The sequence below is a fragment of the Burkholderia sp. USMB20 genome, assembly GCF_000949135.2.
Taxonomy (GTDB): Bacteria; Pseudomonadota; Gammaproteobacteria; order Burkholderiales; family Burkholderiaceae; genus Burkholderia.
This window is the reverse complement of sequence record NZ_JTAN02000001.1, coordinates 301,250-319,131: the sequence shown is the minus strand read 5'-3', so window position 1 is coordinate 319,131 and position 17,882 is coordinate 301,250. Positions and strand designations below refer to the sequence as shown.

The following is a 17,882-nucleotide window of genomic DNA, read 5'->3' as shown; positions in this document are numbered from 1 at the left end:
CAGGAGAGCGATCGCGTGCGGACGGCCGATGCATGCGATCGCGACGCGTCATGCGAGCGTCTTGACCATGTGGTGTTCATCGTAGAAGCGGCCGTCGACGAACAGCGAGCGCGGTTCCGTGCCGAACCGGACGAACCCCTGCGACGCGTACAGCCGTTCCGCGGTGCCGTTGATCTCGTTGACGCACAGCATCAGTTGCCTGCATTCCCACGCCTGTGCCGCGTGCGCGGCCGCGCCGTCGAGCAGCGATTGCGCAATGCCGCGGCCGCGGTACGCGGGGTCGACGAACACGCCCCAGATCGTCGCCTTGTGCGCGACCTTGGCGCGCGCGTCGCGGCGCACGCCCGTGATGCCGACGAGCGATGCGTCGGCGAATGCGCCGAACACGGCGCGCTCGTGGGTGGGCGTGATGCGCGTCGCGAATTCGTCGAGCGGGACGCCGGCTTCCTCGTCGCGGGTCGGCAGGAACGAAGTTGGCGACGTGGCGACCGCGCGCAGGCGGACGGACTGGAATTGCGCCGCGTCGGCGGCATCGAGCAGGCGGATCGTGATCATCGGTCGGTGTTGTCGTTGGTGTGCCGGAAGGTCGGAATCTGCGGCGCGTTGCGTGGCAGGGCATCGACCATGCTAATCGGAAACACACGCATTTGCTGGTGCGATCGACACGCCGCATCGACAGGCGTGAAGCGCTGTACCGAGGCGCGAATGATGGCGGGGATGATGCGTGGAGAATCGATGCGTGTTCGCGAAGTCTGCGGGCAATCGCACGCGGCGCCGAACGCATGCACGCGGAAATGTGCCGGATGATGCGAACGCACCTGCCGTTGCATTGGATGCGACCGCGACCGCGGGTGGCGCGCGACGTGAGGAACGTGACGACGCAGTGCCGTGCGCGACAGACATGTCGCGCCGACTCGTGGAAGGGGATGAAGTGAAGCGCGTGCCCTCTGTTGCGCCGAAGCGCCGCCGAGCACGCGAAATACGTCCGCGACGTGAAGTGTCCGCGATACGTGTGATGCGTCCGATCAACTCAGGCGCACGCGACCCGCATCGACACCGCCTCCGCGACGTGCGGTGTCCGCGATACGTGTGATGCACCCGACCAACTCAGGCGCATGCGACCCGCATCGACACCGCCTCCGCGACGTGCGGTGTCCGCGATACGTGTGATGCACCCGATCAACTCAGGCGCACGCGACCCGCATCAATACCGCGACAACTGATTCCCGTTGATCTGCACGCGATCGCCCGGACGCAGGTCGCCCGGCGACTGCACGTCGAACGAGCGCGTCGAGCCGTCGCTCACCCGCACGTCGATCCGGTAGCTGCTCGGCGGTTGGGCCGCGCCCATCTGCTGACCGATCTGGTTGCCGGCGACGGCGCCGCCGAGCGCGCCGATCACGGTGGCCGCATCGCGGCCGTGGCCGCGGCCGAACTGGTTGCCCACCAGGCCGCCGACCAGCGCACCGACGACGGTGCCGGCGACGCCCGACGTGCCGACCGAGCCGTTGATCGGCTGGATGTTCGCGACGGTGCCGTATTGCGTGCCGTAGCCGTTGCCGTACTGGCCGCCGTAAGGCTGCGGGTTGCCGTACTGGTCGTACTGCGGTGCCTGGTTCGGATAGGCCGGCTGCTGCGGCTGCACGTAACCCGGTTGCGAATACGCGGGCTGCGCGTAGCCGGGCGTCGCGTACTGCTGCTGCGGATAGCCCGGTTGCGCGCCGTAGTAGCCCGGCGCGACACAGGCGGTCAGCGGAAGCGCCGCCACGGCGACGAGCGTGGCGAACAGAACGGTCTTCGTGGAAGGCATGCGCATCATGATGTTTCCTGCATCGGCAACGTGTTCGCCGACGAATACCGGGACGGGTGGCGAACTCGGCGTGAGTATAAGGAAAGGGCGGATGCACGTCCGGTGCGGCCGGGTAACAACGTGTAAAGTCTGTTGCCGCGCAAATCGCGGTGCGGCGCGGCCGAGATTCGACGATGCGGTTCGCCGTCCGGCAGCCGCGTGAGGGCGCCGATTGCGCGACGATCGGCACCGGCGCACGCCCGCGCGGTGATCACGCCCCATCTTCGCGCCACGCCCGACAGGCAGCTCGCCCGCATATCGCGAAATCGAATGCGCGGCATCGCGACATTTAATTGGCCACTGGCCGCCCCGTCCGATATCGTGACCGCACATCCCTGCCAACGGTCGCGCCGTGCCGGCTGCGGTGCCTTCCCCTGTCCGCGTCGGCGTCGCGCAGCGGCCGCCCCACTCATTCCGACTCATGACCGATCGCTTCTTCACCAACGCCGTCGATGCCGGCGGCCGGCCCGTCAACCTCGTCGTCCATGACGGCCGCTTCGTCGCGATCGGCGCCGCTTGCACTGCTGCGCCCGGCGCCGAAACGATCGACCTCGGCGGCCGCGTCGTGCTGCCCGGCTTCGTCGACGGCCACATCCATCTCGACAAGAGTTTCGTCGGCGATCGCTGGGTGCCGCACCAATCGGTCGACTCGCTGCGCGAGCGGCTCGTGGTCGAGAAGCGCCAGCTCGCGGCCGCGCCGCCGATCGTCGAGCGCGCGAATGCGCTGATCGCGCAGGCCGCCGCGTTCGGCACGATCGCGATGCGCAGCCACGTCGACGTCGACGCGACGACCGGCCTGTCGAACCTGCATGCCGTGATGGCCGCGCGCGAACAGTGGCGCGGAATCGTCGACATCGAACTGGTCGCGTTTCCGCAGGCCGGCGTGGTGACGTGCCCGGGCACCGCCGCGATCCTCGATGCGGCCGTGCGCGAAGGCGCGGACGTGGTCGGCGGGATCGACCCGACGACGCTCGACGGCGACGCGGACGGCCAGCTCGACATCGTGTTCGGCATCGCCGAGAAGCGCGGCGCGAAGATCGACATCCACCTGCACGAACCGGGCGAGACCGGCATCGCGCAACTGCTGCGGATCGCGGCGCGCACGCGCGCTGCCGGCCTCGGCGGCCGCGTGAACGTGAGCCACGCGTATGCGCTCGGCCAGGTCGAACATGGCGACGTCGAGCGTGCGGCCGCGGCACTCGCCGACGCCGGCGTGTCGATCCTGACCAACGCGCCGGGCGACTGCGCATTCCCGCCGGTTCAGCAACTGCGCGACGCGGGCGTGCACGTGTTCGCCGGCAACGACAACATTCGCGACGCGTGGTGGCCGTACGGCAACGGCGACATGCTGCAGCGCGCGATGATGGTCGGCTACCGCTCGGGCTTCCATACCGACGAAGCGCTCGGCATCGCGCTCGACATGGCGACGCACGCCGGCGCGCGCGCGCTCGGCCTCGCGCACTACGGCATCGCGGTCGGCTGCGACGCGAGCTTCGTCGCGGTGCGCGCGCCGAATGCGGCGGCGGCCGTCGCCGGCGTGCCGGCCGAACGCTGGGTGTTCCGGCGCGGCGAAAGCGACACCGGCGCGCCGTTCGCGCCGGCGTTGCGTTTCACGCGCTGACGACCCGATCGCCGTCGCGGTGCGTGCATCGCGATGGCTTCGTACTGACTGACCGATTGACCGACCAAACCGGAACCGACATGACGAACCTGCTGATCCGCAACGTCCGCACGCACGCCGACGAAGCGCTCGACATCCTGATCGAAGGCGAGCGCATCGCGCGCGTCGGCGCGTCGCTCGACGCGCCTGCCGGCTGCGCGATCGAGGACGGCGCGGGCGCGCTCGCGCTGCCCGGCCTCGTCGAAGGCCACACGCACCTCGACAAGACCCACTGGGGGATGCCGTGGTATCGCAACGCGGTGGGGCCGCGCCTCGTCGACCGCATCGAGAACGAGCGCCACTACCGCGCGACGAGCGGCCATGACGCGGGCGCCGCGTCGCTCGCGCTGTCGCGCGCGTTCCTCGCGGCCGGCACGACGCGCATCCGCACGCACGTCGACGTCGACACCGAAGCCGGGCTGCGCCATCTGCACGGCGTGCTCGCGACGCGCGAGACGCTGCGCGGCCAGGTGGAGATCCAGATCGTCGCGTTTCCGCAGTCGGGCGTGCTCAAGCGGCCCGGCACGGCCGCGCTGCTGTCCGACGCGCTCGGCGCGGGCGCCGACCTGCTCGGCGGCCTCGACCCGTGCGCGATCGAAGGCGATCCGGTCGAAGCGGTGGACGTGCTGTTCGGAATTGCCGAGCGTCATGGCCGCGGCCTCGACCTGCATCTGCACGAACGCGGATCGATGGGCGCGTACTCGCTCGATCTCATCTTGCAGCGCACGGCCGCGCTCGGCATGCAGGGCAAGGTCACGATCAGCCACGGCTTCTGCCTCGGCGACATCGCCGACCGTGAGCGCGACGCGCTGCTCGCGCGGATGGCCGAACTCGGCGTCGCGATCGTCACGACCGCGCCGGCCGCGGTGCCGGTGCCGTCGGTCGTTGCGTGCCGCGCGGCCGGCGTGACCGTGATCGGCGGCAACGATGGCGTGCGCGACACGTGGACGCCGTACGGTTCGCCCGACATGCTCGAACGCGCGATGCTGATCGGCATGCGCAACGATTTCCGTCGCGACGACGCGCTCGAAGTCGCGCTCGACTGCGTGACGCACAGCGCGGCACGCGGTTGCGGCTTCGCTGACTACGGCCTGGAAGCAGGCAAACACGCGGACGTCGTGCTCGTCGATGCGCTGACGTTCGCCGAGGCCGTCGTCGCGCGGCCGGCGCGGCGGCTCGTCGTGTCGTCGGGGAAGATCGTCGCGCGCGACGGCGCGCTGGTCTGAACCGGGCGCCGCATCGTGCCGGTTATGATCGGGCTTACTTCAGCCTGATCTTCCGGGAGATGACGATGCGACGCACCCGCACGATGGCCGCACGGGCCGCAAGATGGATCGCCGCGGCGACGTTCGCGGCGGCGGCCGCGCACGCAATGGCGGCCGGCCAGGATGGTGCGGGCGGTGCGGACAGCGCGCAGCAGGAAGCGAATCGCCGCACGGTGCTCGCGTTCTACGAGAAAGGCCTGAACGAGAAGGATGCGGATGCCGCGCTCGCGTACGTCGGCGAACGGTACGTGCAGCACAACCCGAACGCGGCCGACGGCCGCGACGGTTTCCGCAAGTTCGTCGCGTTCCTGCGCGACAAGTATCCGCAGTCGCACAGCGAGATCAAGCGCTCGTTCGTCGACGGCGACTACGTGATCCTGCATGTGCACGCGGTGCGCGAACCCGGCACGCGCGGCAGCGCGATCGTGGACATCTTCCGACTCGAACACGGCAAGATCGTCGAACACTGGGACGTGAACCAGCCGGTGCCGGAGCAGGCGGCGAACGGGAACACGATGTTCTGACGGGCGTCGTTTTTCTCGACAGTCACCGCCGCCCGGTCGATGCCGGCCCGCACTGCTGCGCTCATTCCTGCTCGTGCTCCAGCATCGTCGCGAGCGCCTTCGTCAGTTCGCTGACCATCGGATCGGCCGTCGGCCGGTGCAGGATCGCGATGTCCATGTGCTCGATCGGCGCGAAGCCGCCGTGCGCGTCGGTCAGTACCACGTGGTCGTCGGTCACCACGCGCGCGGGCAGCACGCTGATGCCGAGCCCGTCCGCGACGGCCGCCTGGATCCCGCTCAGGCTCGACGTCGTGAAGCTGATCCGCCAGCGGCGGCCGCGTTCCTCGATCGCCTTGATCATGTCGTCGCGATACAGCCCGCGCGGCGGGAACACGACGATCGGCACCGGATCGAGGTCGATCGTCGGATGCTGCGCGCTGTCGATCCAGCGCAGCTTCTCCGGCCAGCGCACCACCGCCTCGCGGCTGTCGCGCCGCTGCTTGATCAGCACGAGATCGAGCTCGCCGCGATCGTAGGCCGCGCAGATGTCGCGGCTCAGCCCGCACGTCACCTCGAGCTTCACCTGCGGATGATCGCGCTTGAACGCGGCGAGCGCATGGGTCGTGCGGCCCGCCGCGAAATCGTCGGGCACGCCGAGCCGGATCGTCAGCGCGACGGTCGCGCCCGACAGCGCTTCCAGCATCTCGTCGTTCAGCGCGATCATGCGCCGCGCGTAGCTGAGCACCGTCACGCCGGCGTCGGTCGGCCGCACGTCGCGCGTGCCGCGGTCGAGCAGGCGATGCCCGGCGATCTCCTCCAGCCGCCGCACCTTCTGGCTGACCGTCGACTGCGTCGAATGCAGGCGCGCGGACGCGGTCGTGAAGCTGCCGCAGTCGGCGACCATCACGAGCGCGCGCAACAGGTCGAGGTCGAACAAAGGTCTATTCATTTCTGCACTTTTGCGGATTCGAGCATTTCATTTTCAAATGTGTGCGACGACTTTTAACATGGCCCGAGACCGCGGGCAATCGCGGTTTCGCCGGACCCGGCGCGGCCGTGCGGGCGGACCTGCTTTTCAAACGGATGGCGATCGTCGGCACGCTCGGCGGCGCTGCGCGGCCTGATGGCGGCGGGAGCGCGGTAGCATCGAGGTGGTATAGATCGGAAGGCCGCTTTTCGGCAGCCAGCGATGGGTGGCGGTCTGATTCACCGTGAAATTTGGACCGCCACGGCTTGTGGATATCGAATCGAACCTACTCTCGGCCGACTGTGCGCATTATCGGGTAAACGCCTGAGCGTCAGAAAAATTACCGTAAATTGTTGCATATGTCGTGTTACATCGCTCTTTTTTGGCGATCTCTCCGTCCAATTCTCCTGGTCGGCCGCACCTCCATTCCTTCCGCTTGCGCTTGAAAATCAAGCGGTCTAGACTGCATCGCAGATTCATCGAAGTCCCCGTCTTTCGCGTACCGCGCCGGGCCAGCCGGCACGACGCTCCCCAACGGACGCCCGGCGCCTTCCCACGCCACGTCGAGACCAAAAGGACACACCATGAACCGCACTGCAAGGCTTCTCGCTTCCGCTCTGGCGTTCGCGCCGCTCGTCTCGTTCGCGCAGGACACGGCGACGATCCGCTGGGGCATCGATCCCACCTATCCGCCGTTCGAGGCGAAGCAGCCCGACGGCTCGCTCGCCGGCTTCGACATCGACCTGCGCAATGCGATCTGCGAGCAGCTGCGCGCGAAATGCGTGTGGGTCGAGCAGGGTTTCGACGGGATGATTCCGGCGCTGCGCGCACGCAAGTTCGACGTGATCATGTCCGCGATGACGGCCACCGACGAGCGGCTCAAGCAGATCGACTTCTCGAACAAGCTGTATGCGTCGCCGGGCGCGCTCGTCGCACCGGCCGGCTCGAAGCTGCTGCCGACGGCGGCGTCGCTCGCCGGCAAGCGCGTCGGGATCGACCAGGGCACGACGCAGGAGGCGTACGCGAAGGCCGAATGGGCGACCCAGGGCGTGACGATCGTGTCGTACCAGAACCAGGACCAGGTGTATCAGGATCTGGTGAACGGCCGTCTCGACGCGACCTTCCAGGACAAGACGCAAGCCGGCTATTCGTTCCTGAAGACGCCGCGCGGCAAGGGCTACGCGTTCGCGGGCCCCGACGTGACCGACGTGCGCATCACCGGCTACGGCGTCGCGATGGGCGTGCGCAAGGGCGACGCCGACATGAAGAAGCGGCTGAACGACGCGATCGTCGCGATCCGCGCGAACGGCACGTATCAGAAGATCGCCGCGAAATACTTCGACTTCGACATCTACGGCGCGAAGCAGCAGATGACTTCCGCGCCGTGACCCCGTGACCCTGCCATTCCATGACCCCGTGGCTCAATCAATCGACAGGCAATCCATGACGAGTATCCAGGAACGCGTCGCGAAAGCCGTGACGCCCGAACTGATCGCCGCCTTCCGCGACGAAGGCGCGGTATGTATCAAGGGCATCTTCTCGCCCGACGAAGTGGCCGCGCTGCGTGCCGGCATCGACGCGAACCTCGCGCAGCCGAGCGCGCGCGCGAAGGTCGCGAGCCGGCCCGACGATCCGGGCTGGTTCTTCGAGGACTTCTGCAACTGGCAGCACAACGACGCGTATCGCGACTTCATCGTGCGGTCGCCCGCGCCGTCGGTGGCCGCGGCGCTGATGGGCACGCAGACGGTGCGGCTGCATCACGACCACCTGCTCGTGAAGGAGCCCGGCACGCGGCAGCGCACGCCGTGGCACCAGGACCAGCCGTACTACAACATCGAAGGCGACGACAACGTCAGCATGTGGATTCCGGTCGATCCGGTGCCGCTCGAATCGACGCTGGAATTCGTCGCGGGTTCGCACCAGGGGCCGTGGCTGATGCCGCGCACGTTCATGGACAAGGAAGCGAAGTGGTTCCCGGAAGGCAGCCTCGCCGACCTGCCCGACATCGAAGCCGACCGCGCGGCGTTCCCGATCCGTCACTGGGCGCTCGAGCCGGGCGACATGGTGTGCTTCCGGATGCTGACGCTGCATGCGTCGGGCGGGACGCAGAACCGCCGGCGCGCGTTCTCGATCCGCTTCGTCGGCGACGATATCCGTCACGCGCCGCGCCGCTGGAAGACGTCGCCCGATTTCCCGGGGCTGGCCGACGAACTGCCCGACGGCGCGCCGCTCGAGCATGCGCTGTTTCCGGTCGTATGGTCGCGCGGCGCGGGGCAGGTCGGGGCGATCTGAGCGGCGCGGATCGACGACGTCGCGCGACATCGAGCGACGTCAAGCCACGTCAAGCGACATTCAGCGACATTCAGCGACGTCTTGCGCGCGGTGGCCGTTTCTTCGCGAAGCGGCGCGCCGCGCATGGTCTCTTACCCGCGCTGAAGAAGGTTCAGGTCTGGTGACGTCCGGCGCCCGGCTTGAAGCGCGAGCCGAGCCGGTAGCGGTTGCCCGGATGCAGGAAGTGCACGAACGTGACGGGCAGCCCGTTCGTCCAGGTGCGGCGCGTGAGCGTGAGGCACGGCTCGTCGGCGCGCATGTCGAGCAGCCGCGCCTGTTCACCGGACGGCAGCGACGCGTCGACCACGTGCTCGATCTCCAGTTCGTAGTGCGACACATTGTTGAACAGGTATTCGGACGGCGGCTCGGCCTGGAAATCCTGATCGATGAATTCGGGCGCGGCGGCCGGGTTCACGTAGCGATCCTCGAGCTGGATCGGGCGGCCGTTTTCCTCGTGTACGCACACCACGTGAAACACCGGCGTGTTGACCGCCAGCCCGAACGCGGCCGCGACATCGAACGACGCGGGCTCGCGCGACTGGCTCAGTACGCGGCAGCGGTACTCGTGGCCGCGCGCGCGGATCTCGTCGCGGATGTGCGCGATCATCAGCAGGTTCGACTGCGGCTTCACCTCGGCGACGAAGGTGCCGACGCCCGCGATGCGCTTCAGCACGCCTTCCTCGGTCAGCTCGCGCAGCGCGCGGTTGACCGTCATGCGCGCGACGCCGAACTGCGCGGCGAGATCGAGTTCGGATGGAATGCGGTCCCCCGGGCGCCAGTCGCCCGCATCGACGTTCTGGCGAACGAGCGTCTTGATCTGCTGGAACGGTGCGGTGGTCTTCGTGACCATCGGGGGATCCTCGGGGAAGGGCAATCGCGAAATTCTATCCCGGATCAGGGCGCGGGCAGTTCGCGAACGTCGGCCGTCGGCACGGATCCGAACGCATCGCTCAGCGCATGGCCGATCAGTTGCCGCGCGGCCGCCTCGGGCGTCGACAGCGCGCCGCTCGCCTTCAGCTCGTCGAATTTCTCGCGCATCGGGAAGTTCGCTTCGCTGGTCGAGCGGATCGTTGCCTGCATGCCCGTATCGACGACGCCCGGCGCGACGCTGCAGATCCGCAGCGCGCGGTTCGCATCGAGCGCGACGGCGCGCGCGTGATGATCGAGCGCGGCCTTGGTCGCGCAGTAGACGCTCCAGCCCGCGTACGCGTTGCGCGCGGCGCCGCTCGACACGTGCAGGATCCGGCATTCGGTCGGCGCCGCTGCCGCCTGCACGAGCGCGGCCGACAGCATCAGCGGCGCCGCGACGTTCAGGCCGACCGCGCGCGCGACGAGCGCCGGATCCTGCGCGTCGAGCGGCCCGATCGGATCGACGATGCCCGCGTTGTTGAAGAGCAGCACGATCGACGCGCCGTCGACGAAGCGGCGCAGCGTGTCGCCGGCGAGCCAGGCCGCGACGGCCGACGTGTCCGACAGGTCGAGTTCGATTTCGGCGAAACGGTCGCCGGCCTGCGCGGCGAGCGACGGATGACGGCTGCGCGACACGCCGAGCACGGCGATGCCTTCCTGCAGCAATTGTTCGGCAAGCGACGCGCCGAGGCCGCGCGTGTGTCCGGTGACGATGGCGCGCACGTGCGGCGCGAGAGAGGAGGCGATCATGGCGGTGAACGAGTGAACGGTTGAAGCGTGTTGACAGGCGCGGCGCGCAGGCGGGGCGGCACGGCGTGCGGGACGGGCGATGCACGGTATTGACCTGGCGGACGAATCCGGCCGAGCGCCGGGCCGCGTGTCCGGGTGAACGCGTATCGTAGCGCCGGCCTGCGCGACGCGCAAACGCGGGACGACGCCGCGCGCGAGCGTGGAGCCTGCGTTCGTGCGGCCGAACGCAGGCGTCGTCGTGCGCCGCCGCACGGCCGAACCGTTGGCCGAAAACCGGCCGCGGCAAGTGCGCGCGCCGTGGCGGCGAGTGGCGCCGGGCCTCACGTCGCGAGCTATCATATGGCTCGCCCGTTCGCGACGCCGGACGGGCCGCGACCGTTTCCCTTCACCTGCTGTACGCTGCGACGTCATCCATGAACACCACGCCGGACATGCCCACGCCCCGCGCCCTGCGCGAACTCACGCCCCTCGAGGCCCGCATTCTCGGGGTGCTCGTCGAGAAGCAGCACACGGTGCCGGACACCTATCCGCTGTCGCTGAATGCGCTGACCGCGGGCTGCAACCAGAAAACCGCGCGCTCGCCGGTGATGAACGTCAGCGAGGACGAAGTCACGACCGCGCTCGACGGGCTCAAGCACCTGAGCCTCGTGATGGAGGGCAGCAGCAGCCGCGTGCCGCGTTTCGAGCACAACGTGAACCGCGTGCTCGGGATTCCGAGCCAGGCGATCGCGCTGCTGACGATCCTGCTGCTGCGCGGCCCGCAGACGGCCGCCGAACTGCGCCTGAACAGCGCACGCCTGCACGGCTTCGCGGACATCTCGTCGGTCGAGGCGTTCCTCGACGAACTCGCGGCGCGTGCGCAGCCGCTCGTCGTCCGGCTGCCGCGCGCGCCCGGCGCGCGCGAGAACCGCTGGATGCACCTGATGTGCGGCGAGGTGAACGTCGCCGACTACGCCGGTGCGGATGCGGGCGGCGGCGCGGATTCCGTTCCGCCGTCGGAGTTCGAGGCGCTCAAGGCCGAGCAGAAGCGGCTTGCGGATGAAGTGGCGCGGCTGAACGCACTCGTGCAGCGGATGGCGACCGAACTCGGGATCGACGTCGATACCCCGGGCGACGCTGGCTGATCGCCGGCCCGAGCCAACTCGATACCGGCGCGCATGGGAATCGCGGACGGAGAAGCGATTCAGCCGATGCTGATTCGCGTGGCACCTGCGTCGACGAGCCGGAACAGCAGATCCTCGACGGCCGCGCCCGGCGCCGAGCCCAGGTCCGCATTGACGCGCCATCCTTGCTCCGTGCCCGCCGGTTCCGACAGATAGTGAACGATGCCGTGCAGGCCGTCCTCGGCCGGCTCGCCTGCGTCGTCGGCGTCGAACCATGCGAAGAACCATGTCCTGAACGCGTCGGTGGCCGCGGCCTCGCCGATGCCGTCGGCTTCGATCGTCGCCCAGTCCCACACGAACGGCCGGATCGTCACGGCCGCCGTTTCGAGTTCGAACGCGAACGGCTCGAAGTCCAGTTGCGCGGTCGAGTCGACCATCGCCGGCTGGCCGGCCGATTCGCCTTCGGTGTGGACGATGTCGGCGCGGCACGGCAGTGCGAGCGGGCCTTCGGTGGCCAGCGTGCCGTCGGCTTTCCGGTAGGCCGGTTCGACGACGGCCGCCGGTTGCGCTGCCGCTTGTGCGAGCAGGTCGGCGTAGGGCTGGCGGATGGCGCTGAGCAGTTCGGATACGGTCATCGTGGCGTGTCGGGTCATGTTGCGTACGATCAATCACAGACAGGTGGTGCGTCGTGCCGCCTGCGCCGAAGGCGAGGCGTCATCGGCAGCGGACAGCCATGATCGTACGGTACGTCGGCCACACGCGACCACTCGGCCAAACGGCCGGCGCCCCGGGTCGCGTTGCGGCTGGCGACCGGCGGCGCCTGCATGACGCCCGTTCCATGAAGCCCTGTCGACAGGCCCGGAAACGTCGGCAGGCGCGCGCCCGAAACGCGCGGCATCGGCGCAACGCGCCGAATGCCCGGGCGATCCGTTGCGGATCGCCGTTCTTTCGCCCGGCCTCTTGACGCAGGTCGCATGCCCGCGCCGCGCCTCGCTGCCGCCTTGCGCGAGTGCCATAATCGAGCCTGCACCTTATTCCAGACGTCCCCCGGAGAATCACCATGCAGAACCTCGACAATCCTTCCCATGATCGCGAGGTAGGCAGTGCCGACGCGACGCAGGACACCACGCGTATCGACGACGTCCGCATCGGCGCCGTGCGTCCGCTGATCTCGCCGGCGCTGCTGCAGGACGAACTGCCGGTGCCGGCCGCCACGCAGACGCTCGTCGAGGACACGCGCCGCGCGATCGGCGACATCCTGCACGGCCGCGATGACCGGCTGCTGCTCGTCGTCGGCCCGTGCTCGATCCACGATCACGATCAGGCGCTCGAGTACGCCCGCCGCCTGAAGGCTGCCGCCGATGCGCTGAAGGACGACCTGCTGATCACGATGCGCGTGTACTTCGAGAAGCCGCGCACGACGGTCGGCTGGAAGGGCTACATCAACGATCCGCGCCTCGACGGCAGCTTCCGCATCAACGAAGGGCTGCGCGCGGCGCGGCAACTGCTGCTCGACATCAACGCGCTCGGCCTGCCTGCGTCGACCGAATTCCTCGACCTGCTGAGCCCGCAGTACATCGCGGACCTGATCGCGTGGGGCGCGATCGGCGCGCGCACGACCGAGAGCCAGAGCCATCGTCAGCTGGCATCGGGGCTGAGCTGCCCGATCGGTTTCAAGAACGGCACCGACGGCGGCGTGCAGGTCGCATCCGACGCGATCGTCGCCGCGCGCGCGAGCCATGCGTTCATGGGGATGACGAAGATGGGCATGGCCGCGATCTTCGAGACGCGCGGCAACGACGACGCGCACGTGATCCTGCGCGGCGGCAAGAACGGGCCGAACTACGACGCCGAGCACGTCGAGGCGAGCTGCGCGGTGCTGCGCAAGAGCGGGTTGCGCGAGCAGGTGATGGTCGATTGCTCGCATGCGAATTCCAACAAGTCGCACGAGCGGCAGATCGAGGTCGCGCAGGATCTCGCGCGGCAGCTGTCGCAGGGCGAGCACCGGATCGTCGGCGTGATGGTCGAGAGCCATCTCGAGGCCGGGCGCCAGGATCTGAAGCCGGGCGTGCCGCTGCAGTACGGCGTGTCGATCACCGATGCGTGCCTGAGCTGGACGCAGACGGAGCCGGTGCTCGATGTGCTGGCGGAGGCAGTGCGGCATCGCAGGGTGTATTCGCGCAACGCGTAAGGCGGTGTGACTGCGCGGCGGGGCCGGGGGGCATCCGCCGCGTAGTCCGTGCGCCGGTGACGACCGGATGCCCGTCTCCGACGTTCTCCCGATCGACATGCCGCGGCGCGCGCTTTTCCCCGCCGCGCGCACATCCTGTCCGCACGGACATTGATCTCCATCCGTCTCGCCCCACCTGTCACGTCGCACTCCGAACGCACGATCCGGCGAATGCCGCTACCATGAAGCCGTGTTGCACGCTGCGGTCCGGCCACGCCGGTCCGTCATGCACACACGCAGTGGCGGCGCGGCTGGCCGCCACGCGACCGACGAAGCGCGGGGCGCTCACCGATCAGCCGTTGCGCCCGCGGCGCTTCGCTCCCGGAATCAACAACAACCGAACCGGAGTGCAATACATGAAGTTCTACAAGACCCTCATCGCGGCAACCGTCCTCGCATCGAGCGTCAGCGCGCACGCGCAGATCGCCGGCGCGCAGCCGCTCAGCGTGACCGTCGAGCAATCGCAGGCGCTGCTCGAAGGCTGGAGCGTGAAGAAGAGCGTGCTCGGCAAGGCCGTGTACAACGACCAGAACCAGAAAGTCGGCACGGTGCGCGACCTGATCGTCGCGCCGGACGGCTCGGTGTCGGCGGCGATCGTGTCGGCCGGCGGCTTCCTCGGCGTGGCCGCGCATGACGTCGCGGTGCCGATCGCGTCGCTCGACGTGCGCAACGGCAACATCTACCTGCCGGGCGCGACGAAGGACGCGTTGAAGGCCACGCCGGCGTTCCAGTACGCGAAGGTGCCGTCGCCGCCGAAGCCGAAGAAGGCCGACGACAAGCACTGATCCACGCGGCCCGGCGCGCGACCTGCGATGGCCGGCCGGCCGCGCGCCGGACCGCGCCACGTCGCGTCGCGCGTCGATTCATCTCGGGCGCACCGCGCGCCCACGCTCGGCCTACGTAATTCTACGTAGCCCCGCATACGTAGTTGTGCGCTTGTAAGCTGCCCCCGTCGCGCGGAATACTACGGCCCATCGCCGCGGCATCCACGAGACGCGGCACGACGCATCGACGTCACGCGGGTTCGGCGCCTGGCCGGATCCACTCAAAACCACATTGGAGACCAGGAGACGCCATGAATCGGGCTTCCAGTACCCTGCTATGGATCGCCGTCGCGCTGCTCGGCGCATTCGCGTTCGGGACGATCGCACTTGCGCACGGCGAACGCGTCAGCGCGCTGTGGATCGTGATTGCCGCAGTCTGCGTATATCTGATCGCATATCGCTTCTACAGCCGTTTCATCGCCAGCAAGGTCATGCAGCTCGACGGGCTGCGGATGACGCCGGCCGTCCGGCACAACGACGGCCTCGACTACGTACCGACCAACAAGTACGTGCTGTTCGGCCATCACTTCGCCGCGATCGCCGGCGCCGGGCCGCTCGTCGGCCCCGTGCTCGCCGCGCAGATGGGCTACACGCCCGGCATGCTGTGGATCCTGGCCGGCGTCGTGTTCGCCGGCGCGGTGCAGGACTTCATCGTGCTGTTCATCTCGACGCGCCGCGACGGCCGCTCGCTCGGCGACCTCGTCAAGATGGAACTCGGCACGGTGCCCGGCGTGATCGCGCTGTTCGGCGCGTTCCTGATCATGGTGATCATCCTCGCGGTGCTCGCGCTGATTGTCGTGAAGGCGCTGACGAATTCGCCGTGGGGCACGTTCACCGTCGCCGCGACGATTCCGATCGCGCTGTTCATGGGCGTCTACACGCGCTACATCCGTCCGGGCCGCATCGGCGAAGTGTCGATCATCGGCTTCGTGCTGCTGATGGCGTCGATCGCGTTCGGCCAGACGGTGCACGATTCGGCGGCGCTCGCCGCATGGTTCACGTTCAGCGGCACGCAGCTCACGTGGATCCTGATCGGCTACGGTTTCGTCGCATCGGTGCTGCCGGTGTGGCTGCTGCTCGCGCCGCGCGACTACCTGTCGACGTTCCTGAAGATCGGCACGATCCTCGGCCTCGCGATCGGCATCCTGGTCGTCGCGCCGGAACTGAAGATGCCCGCGCTGACGAAGTTCGTCGACGGCACGGGCCCGGTGTGGTCGGGCAACCTGTTCCCGTTCCTGTTCATCACGATCGCGTGCGGCGCGGTGTCGGGCTTCCACGCGCTGATCTCGTCGGGCACGACGCCGAAGCTGATCGACAACGAAACCAACGCGCGCTTCATCGGTTACGGCGCGATGCTGATGGAATCGTTCGTCGCGATCATGGCGCTGGTCGCCGCGTGCGTGATCGAGCCGGGCATCTACTTCGCGATGAACGCGCCGGCCGCCGTGCTCGGCTCGACGCCGGAAGCCGTCGCGAACACGGTCACGCAATGGGGCTTCGTGCTGACGCCCGACATGCTGACGCAGACCGCGAAGGCCGTCGGCGAAACGACGATCATCGCGCGTGCGGGTGGCGCGCCGACGCTGGCCGTCGGCATGGCGCACATCCTGCACCAGGTGATCGGCGGCGAAGCGATGATGGCGTTCTGGTATCACTTCGCGATCCTGTTCGAGGCGCTGTTCATCCTGACGGCGGTCGACGCCGGCACGCGTGCGGGCCGCTTCATGCTGCAGGACCTGCTCGGCACGTTCCACCCGGCGCTCAAGCGCACCGAGTCGCTGCCCGCGAACCTGGTCGCCACCGCGCTGTGCGTGGCCGCGTGGGGCTACTTCCTGTACCAGGGCGTGGTCGATCCGCTCGGCGGCATCAACACGCTGTGGCCGCTGTTCGGCATCTCGAACCAGATGCTCGCCGCGATCGCGCTGGTGCTCGGCACCGTCGTGCTGTTCAAGATGAAGCGCGAGCGCTACGCGTGGGTGACGATCGTGCCGACCGCATGGCTGCTGATCTGCACGCTGACGGCCGGCTGGCAGAAGATCTTCGATGCGAACCCGAAGGTCAGCTTCCTCGCGCACGCGGCGAAGCTGCAGGCCGCGGTGGACGAAGGCAAGGTGCTCGCGCCGGCGAAGTCGATCGCGCAGATGCAGCGGATCATCTTCAACGACTACATCGATGCGGCGCTGGCCGGCCTGTTCATCTTCGTCGTCGTGGCGATCGCGGGGTACGGGCTGCTCGCCGTGCTGCGCGCGCGCCGCGAGTCGAAGCCGACCGTGCGCGAGACGCCGTACGAAGCGATGCCGGCCGCGCAGGCGCTCGGCAGCGGACGTTAAAGGGAGGCCGCGATGTTCACCGATCTCGGCAGCGACCTGCGCAGCGCGGGGCGTTACCTCGGGCAGGCGTTGCGGCTGATGGTCGGCCTGCCCGACTACGACACCTACGTCGCGCACATGCGCGACACCCATCCGGACCGCGAGCCGATGACGTATGAGGAATTCTTCCGCGAGCGTCAGAATGCGCGGTACGGGTCGGGGGCGGGGAAGTGTTGCTGAAGCGGGCCGGCGAAGCCGGCCGGTAAGGGCACCACCAAGTGCAGTCCGGTGACGGACCAGGAAGCGCCGCGAAGGCATTCGCGGCGCTTTTTTATTTGGCGGGCCGGGGCGGGCATGTTTGCTGCCTGTCGTGGTTGCGGCGGTTGGCCGGCTTCAGCGCGGCTTGATCCGGCCGCCGGTATCATAGGGCTCTGCTTTTTTCCGAAGAATCCGCGCAGGAGAACCCGTCGTGCATGTCGGTGAGCGTTTCAACAGCATTTCCCATCTCGTCGGCGCGGTATTGTCGGTGGCAGGGCTGGTCGCGCTGGTGACGATGGGCGCGCTCGACCGCGATCCTTACAAGATCGTGAGCTTCAGCGTGTACGGCGCGATGCTGATCCTGCTGTACGGGATCTCGACCGCGTATCACAGCGTGCGCAACCCGCGGCTCAAGGCGATCCTGCAGAAGTGTGACCATTCGGCGATCTATCTGCTGATCGCGGGCAGCTACACGCCGTTCACGCTCGTCACGCTGCGCGGCCCATGGGGCTGGTCGCTGTTCGGCGTCAGCTGGGGGCTCGCCGCGTTCGGGATCGTGCAGGAGCTCACGCTCGGACGGCGCACGCGCATCGTGTCGATGATCCTGTACGTGCTGATGGGCTGGCTCGCGCTCGTCGCGATCCGCCCGCTGATCCATGCATTGCCGCCGGTGGGTACCGCATGGCTCGTGGCCGGCGGCGTCATCTACAGCGCCGGGATCTACTTCTTCATCAACGACGAACGCATCCGCCACGGGCACGGTATCTGGCACCTTTTCGTGCTGGCCGGCAGCCTGTGCCAGTTCGTCAGTGTCGCGATGTATGTCGCGTGAGCGACGCGGGACGGCGGCGAAGGCGCGGTCGCATGCGGCGGCGCCCGTGTCAGCCGGAGCAGGCGCGCCGCGCGTTCTCCGTGGTCGTCGGC

At 68.4% G+C, this 17,882-nt stretch carries 18 protein-coding genes; 11 read left to right on the top strand and 7 right to left on the bottom strand.

The genetic code is table 11. The features are described from left to right. Nucleotides 1-48: 48 nt before the first annotated feature. From PL79_RS01560 to PL79_RS01550, 3 genes are all read right to left on the bottom strand, one after another. A complete protein-coding gene (locus PL79_RS01560; protein ID WP_044844960.1) occupies nt 49-555 on the bottom strand; it encodes a GNAT family N-acetyltransferase in 507 nt (168 codons plus the stop codon). After that, a complete protein-coding gene (locus PL79_RS01555) occupies nt 552-830 on the bottom strand; it encodes a hypothetical protein (protein WP_135800931.1) in 279 nt (92 codons plus the stop codon). Before PL79_RS01555 ends, PL79_RS01560 begins: the two co-directional genes overlap by 4 nt. A 374-nt stretch (nt 831-1,204) precedes the next feature. Continuing rightward, nucleotides 1,205-1,819 carry a glycine zipper 2TM domain-containing protein gene (locus tag PL79_RS01550; RefSeq protein WP_044844961.1) on the bottom strand — a complete coding sequence of 205 codons (615 nt, stop codon included), beginning with the start codon at nt 1,817-1,819 and terminating at the stop codon, nt 1,205-1,207. A gap of 451 nt (nt 1,820-2,270) precedes the next feature. Here PL79_RS01550 and PL79_RS01540 point away from each other — a divergent pair, with 451 nt between their 5' ends. The 3 genes from PL79_RS01540 (at nt 2,271) to PL79_RS01530 (ending at nt 5,298) form a co-directional block, all read left to right on the top strand. Next, nucleotides 2,271-3,470, top strand: coding sequence for an amidohydrolase family protein (locus PL79_RS01540; RefSeq protein ID WP_044844962.1), 1,200 nt, complete (start codon nt 2,271-2,273; stop codon nt 3,468-3,470). 80 nt (nt 3,471-3,550) lie between these two features. Further along, entirely contained in the window at nt 3,551-4,735 is a 1,185-nt protein-coding gene (locus tag PL79_RS01535; protein WP_044844963.1) for an amidohydrolase family protein, read from the top strand. 65 nt (nt 4,736-4,800) lie between these two features. Further along, a complete protein-coding gene (locus tag PL79_RS01530; RefSeq protein ID WP_135800929.1) occupies nt 4,801-5,298 on the top strand; it encodes a nuclear transport factor 2 family protein in 498 nt (165 codons plus the stop codon). A 61-nt stretch (nt 5,299-5,359) separates the two neighbouring features. On the opposite strand, the gene PL79_RS01525 is transcribed toward PL79_RS01530, so the two are convergent. Beyond that, the gene (locus tag PL79_RS01525) at nt 5,360-6,226 is read right to left on the bottom strand and encodes a LysR family transcriptional regulator (protein ID WP_044844964.1); all 867 of its coding nucleotides are present in this window, start codon (nt 6,224-6,226) and stop codon (nt 5,360-5,362) included. Nucleotides 6,227-6,828: 602 nt separating this feature from the next. Between PL79_RS01525 and PL79_RS01520 the strand changes: the two genes are divergently transcribed. Together PL79_RS01520 and PL79_RS01515 are read left to right on the top strand one after the other, a co-directional pair. Further along, a complete protein-coding gene (locus tag PL79_RS01520; RefSeq protein ID WP_044844965.1) occupies nt 6,829-7,632 on the top strand; it encodes an ABC transporter substrate-binding protein in 804 nt (267 codons plus the stop codon). Nucleotides 7,633-7,687: 55 nt separating this feature from the next. Then, nucleotides 7,688-8,536: a phytanoyl-CoA dioxygenase family protein gene (locus PL79_RS01515; RefSeq protein WP_044844966.1), complete on the top strand. Its 849-nt coding sequence runs from the start codon at nt 7,688-7,690 to the stop codon at nt 8,534-8,536. 151 nt (nt 8,537-8,687) lie between these two features. Here the strand turns inward: PL79_RS01515 and hutC are convergent, their stop codons facing one another. Together hutC and PL79_RS01505 are read right to left on the bottom strand one after the other, a co-directional pair. Next, nucleotides 8,688-9,425 (bottom strand): histidine utilization repressor, encoded by a 738-nt coding sequence (gene hutC, locus PL79_RS01510; RefSeq protein ID WP_044844967.1) that lies wholly within the window; start codon nt 9,423-9,425, stop codon nt 8,688-8,690. A gap of 44 nt (nt 9,426-9,469) precedes the next feature. Further along, nucleotides 9,470-10,234, bottom strand: a complete 765-nt coding sequence (locus PL79_RS01505; protein ID WP_044844968.1) for an SDR family oxidoreductase — start codon at nt 10,232-10,234, stop codon at nt 9,470-9,472. A 413-nt stretch (nt 10,235-10,647) separates the two neighbouring features. Here PL79_RS01505 and PL79_RS01500 point away from each other — a divergent pair, with 413 nt between their 5' ends. After that, entirely contained in the window at nt 10,648-11,358 is a 711-nt protein-coding gene (locus PL79_RS01500) for a YceH family protein (protein WP_044844969.1), read from the top strand. 59 nt (nt 11,359-11,417) lie between these two features. Here PL79_RS01500 and PL79_RS01495 read toward each other — a convergent pair whose 3' ends face one another. Continuing rightward, nucleotides 11,418-11,972: a hypothetical protein gene (locus tag PL79_RS01495; protein WP_044844970.1), complete on the bottom strand. Its 555-nt coding sequence runs from the start codon at nt 11,970-11,972 to the stop codon at nt 11,418-11,420. Between the two features lie 425 nt (nt 11,973-12,397). On the opposite strand from PL79_RS01495, the gene PL79_RS01490 reads away from it, so the two are divergent. The 5 genes from PL79_RS01490 to trhA all read left to right on the top strand — a co-directional run bounded on the left by PL79_RS01490 (nt 12,398) and on the right by trhA (nt 17,790). Further along, nucleotides 12,398-13,528, top strand: coding sequence for a 3-deoxy-7-phosphoheptulonate synthase (locus tag PL79_RS01490; RefSeq protein ID WP_014900794.1), 1,131 nt, complete (start codon nt 12,398-12,400; stop codon nt 13,526-13,528). Between the two features lie 395 nt (nt 13,529-13,923). Beyond that, the gene (locus PL79_RS01480; RefSeq protein ID WP_044844971.1) at nt 13,924-14,352 is read left to right on the top strand and encodes a PRC-barrel domain-containing protein; all 429 of its coding nucleotides are present in this window, start codon (nt 13,924-13,926) and stop codon (nt 14,350-14,352) included. A gap of 290 nt (nt 14,353-14,642) precedes the next feature. Beyond that, nucleotides 14,643-16,721, top strand: coding sequence for a carbon starvation CstA family protein (locus tag PL79_RS01475; RefSeq protein ID WP_044844972.1), 2,079 nt, complete (start codon nt 14,643-14,645; stop codon nt 16,719-16,721). A 12-nt stretch (nt 16,722-16,733) separates the two neighbouring features. Next, entirely contained in the window at nt 16,734-16,940 is a 207-nt protein-coding gene (locus PL79_RS01470) for a YbdD/YjiX family protein (RefSeq protein WP_011881067.1), read from the top strand. A gap of 229 nt (nt 16,941-17,169) precedes the next feature. Then, complete coding sequence (trhA, locus tag PL79_RS01465) at nt 17,170-17,790, top strand: PAQR family membrane homeostasis protein TrhA (protein ID WP_044844973.1); 621 nt, start codon at nt 17,170-17,172, stop codon at nt 17,788-17,790. The last annotated feature ends 92 nt before the right edge of the window (nt 17,791-17,882 follow it).

Coding starts and splice junctions, on each gene's coding strand:
- PL79_RS01535 (WP_044844963.1), top strand. CDS start 3,551: ATGACGAACCTGCTGATCCGCAACGTCCGCACGCACGCCGACGAAGCG.
- PL79_RS01475 (WP_044844972.1), top strand. CDS start 14,643: ATGAATCGGGCTTCCAGTACCCTGCTATGGATCGCCGTCGCGCTGCTC.
- PL79_RS01480 (WP_044844971.1), top strand. CDS start 13,924: ATGAAGTTCTACAAGACCCTCATCGCGGCAACCGTCCTCGCATCGAGC.
- PL79_RS01525 (WP_044844964.1), bottom strand. CDS start 6,226: ATGAATAGACCTTTGTTCGACCTCGACCTGTTGCGCGCGCTCGTGATG.
- PL79_RS01540 (WP_044844962.1), top strand. CDS start 2,271: ATGACCGATCGCTTCTTCACCAACGCCGTCGATGCCGGCGGCCGGCCC.
- hutC (WP_044844967.1), bottom strand. CDS start 9,425: ATGGTCACGAAGACCACCGCACCGTTCCAGCAGATCAAGACGCTCGTT.
- PL79_RS01490 (WP_014900794.1), top strand. CDS start 12,398: ATGCAGAACCTCGACAATCCTTCCCATGATCGCGAGGTAGGCAGTGCC.
- PL79_RS01560 (WP_044844960.1), bottom strand. CDS start 555: ATGATCACGATCCGCCTGCTCGATGCCGCCGACGCGGCGCAATTCCAG.
- PL79_RS01515 (WP_044844966.1), top strand. CDS start 7,688: ATGACGAGTATCCAGGAACGCGTCGCGAAAGCCGTGACGCCCGAACTG.
- PL79_RS01550 (WP_044844961.1), bottom strand. CDS start 1,819: ATGATGCGCATGCCTTCCACGAAGACCGTTCTGTTCGCCACGCTCGTC.
- PL79_RS01530 (WP_135800929.1), top strand. CDS start 4,801: ATGCGACGCACCCGCACGATGGCCGCACGGGCCGCAAGATGGATCGCC.
- PL79_RS01495 (WP_044844970.1), bottom strand. CDS start 11,972: ATGACCGTATCCGAACTGCTCAGCGCCATCCGCCAGCCCTACGCCGAC.
- PL79_RS01505 (WP_044844968.1), bottom strand. CDS start 10,234: ATGATCGCCTCCTCTCTCGCGCCGCACGTGCGCGCCATCGTCACCGGA.
- PL79_RS01500 (WP_044844969.1), top strand. CDS start 10,648: ATGAACACCACGCCGGACATGCCCACGCCCCGCGCCCTGCGCGAACTC.
- PL79_RS01520 (WP_044844965.1), top strand. CDS start 6,829: ATGAACCGCACTGCAAGGCTTCTCGCTTCCGCTCTGGCGTTCGCGCCG.
- PL79_RS01470 (WP_011881067.1), top strand. CDS start 16,734: ATGTTCACCGATCTCGGCAGCGACCTGCGCAGCGCGGGGCGTTACCTC.
- PL79_RS01555 (WP_135800931.1), bottom strand. CDS start 830: ATGCAACGGCAGGTGCGTTCGCATCATCCGGCACATTTCCGCGTGCAT.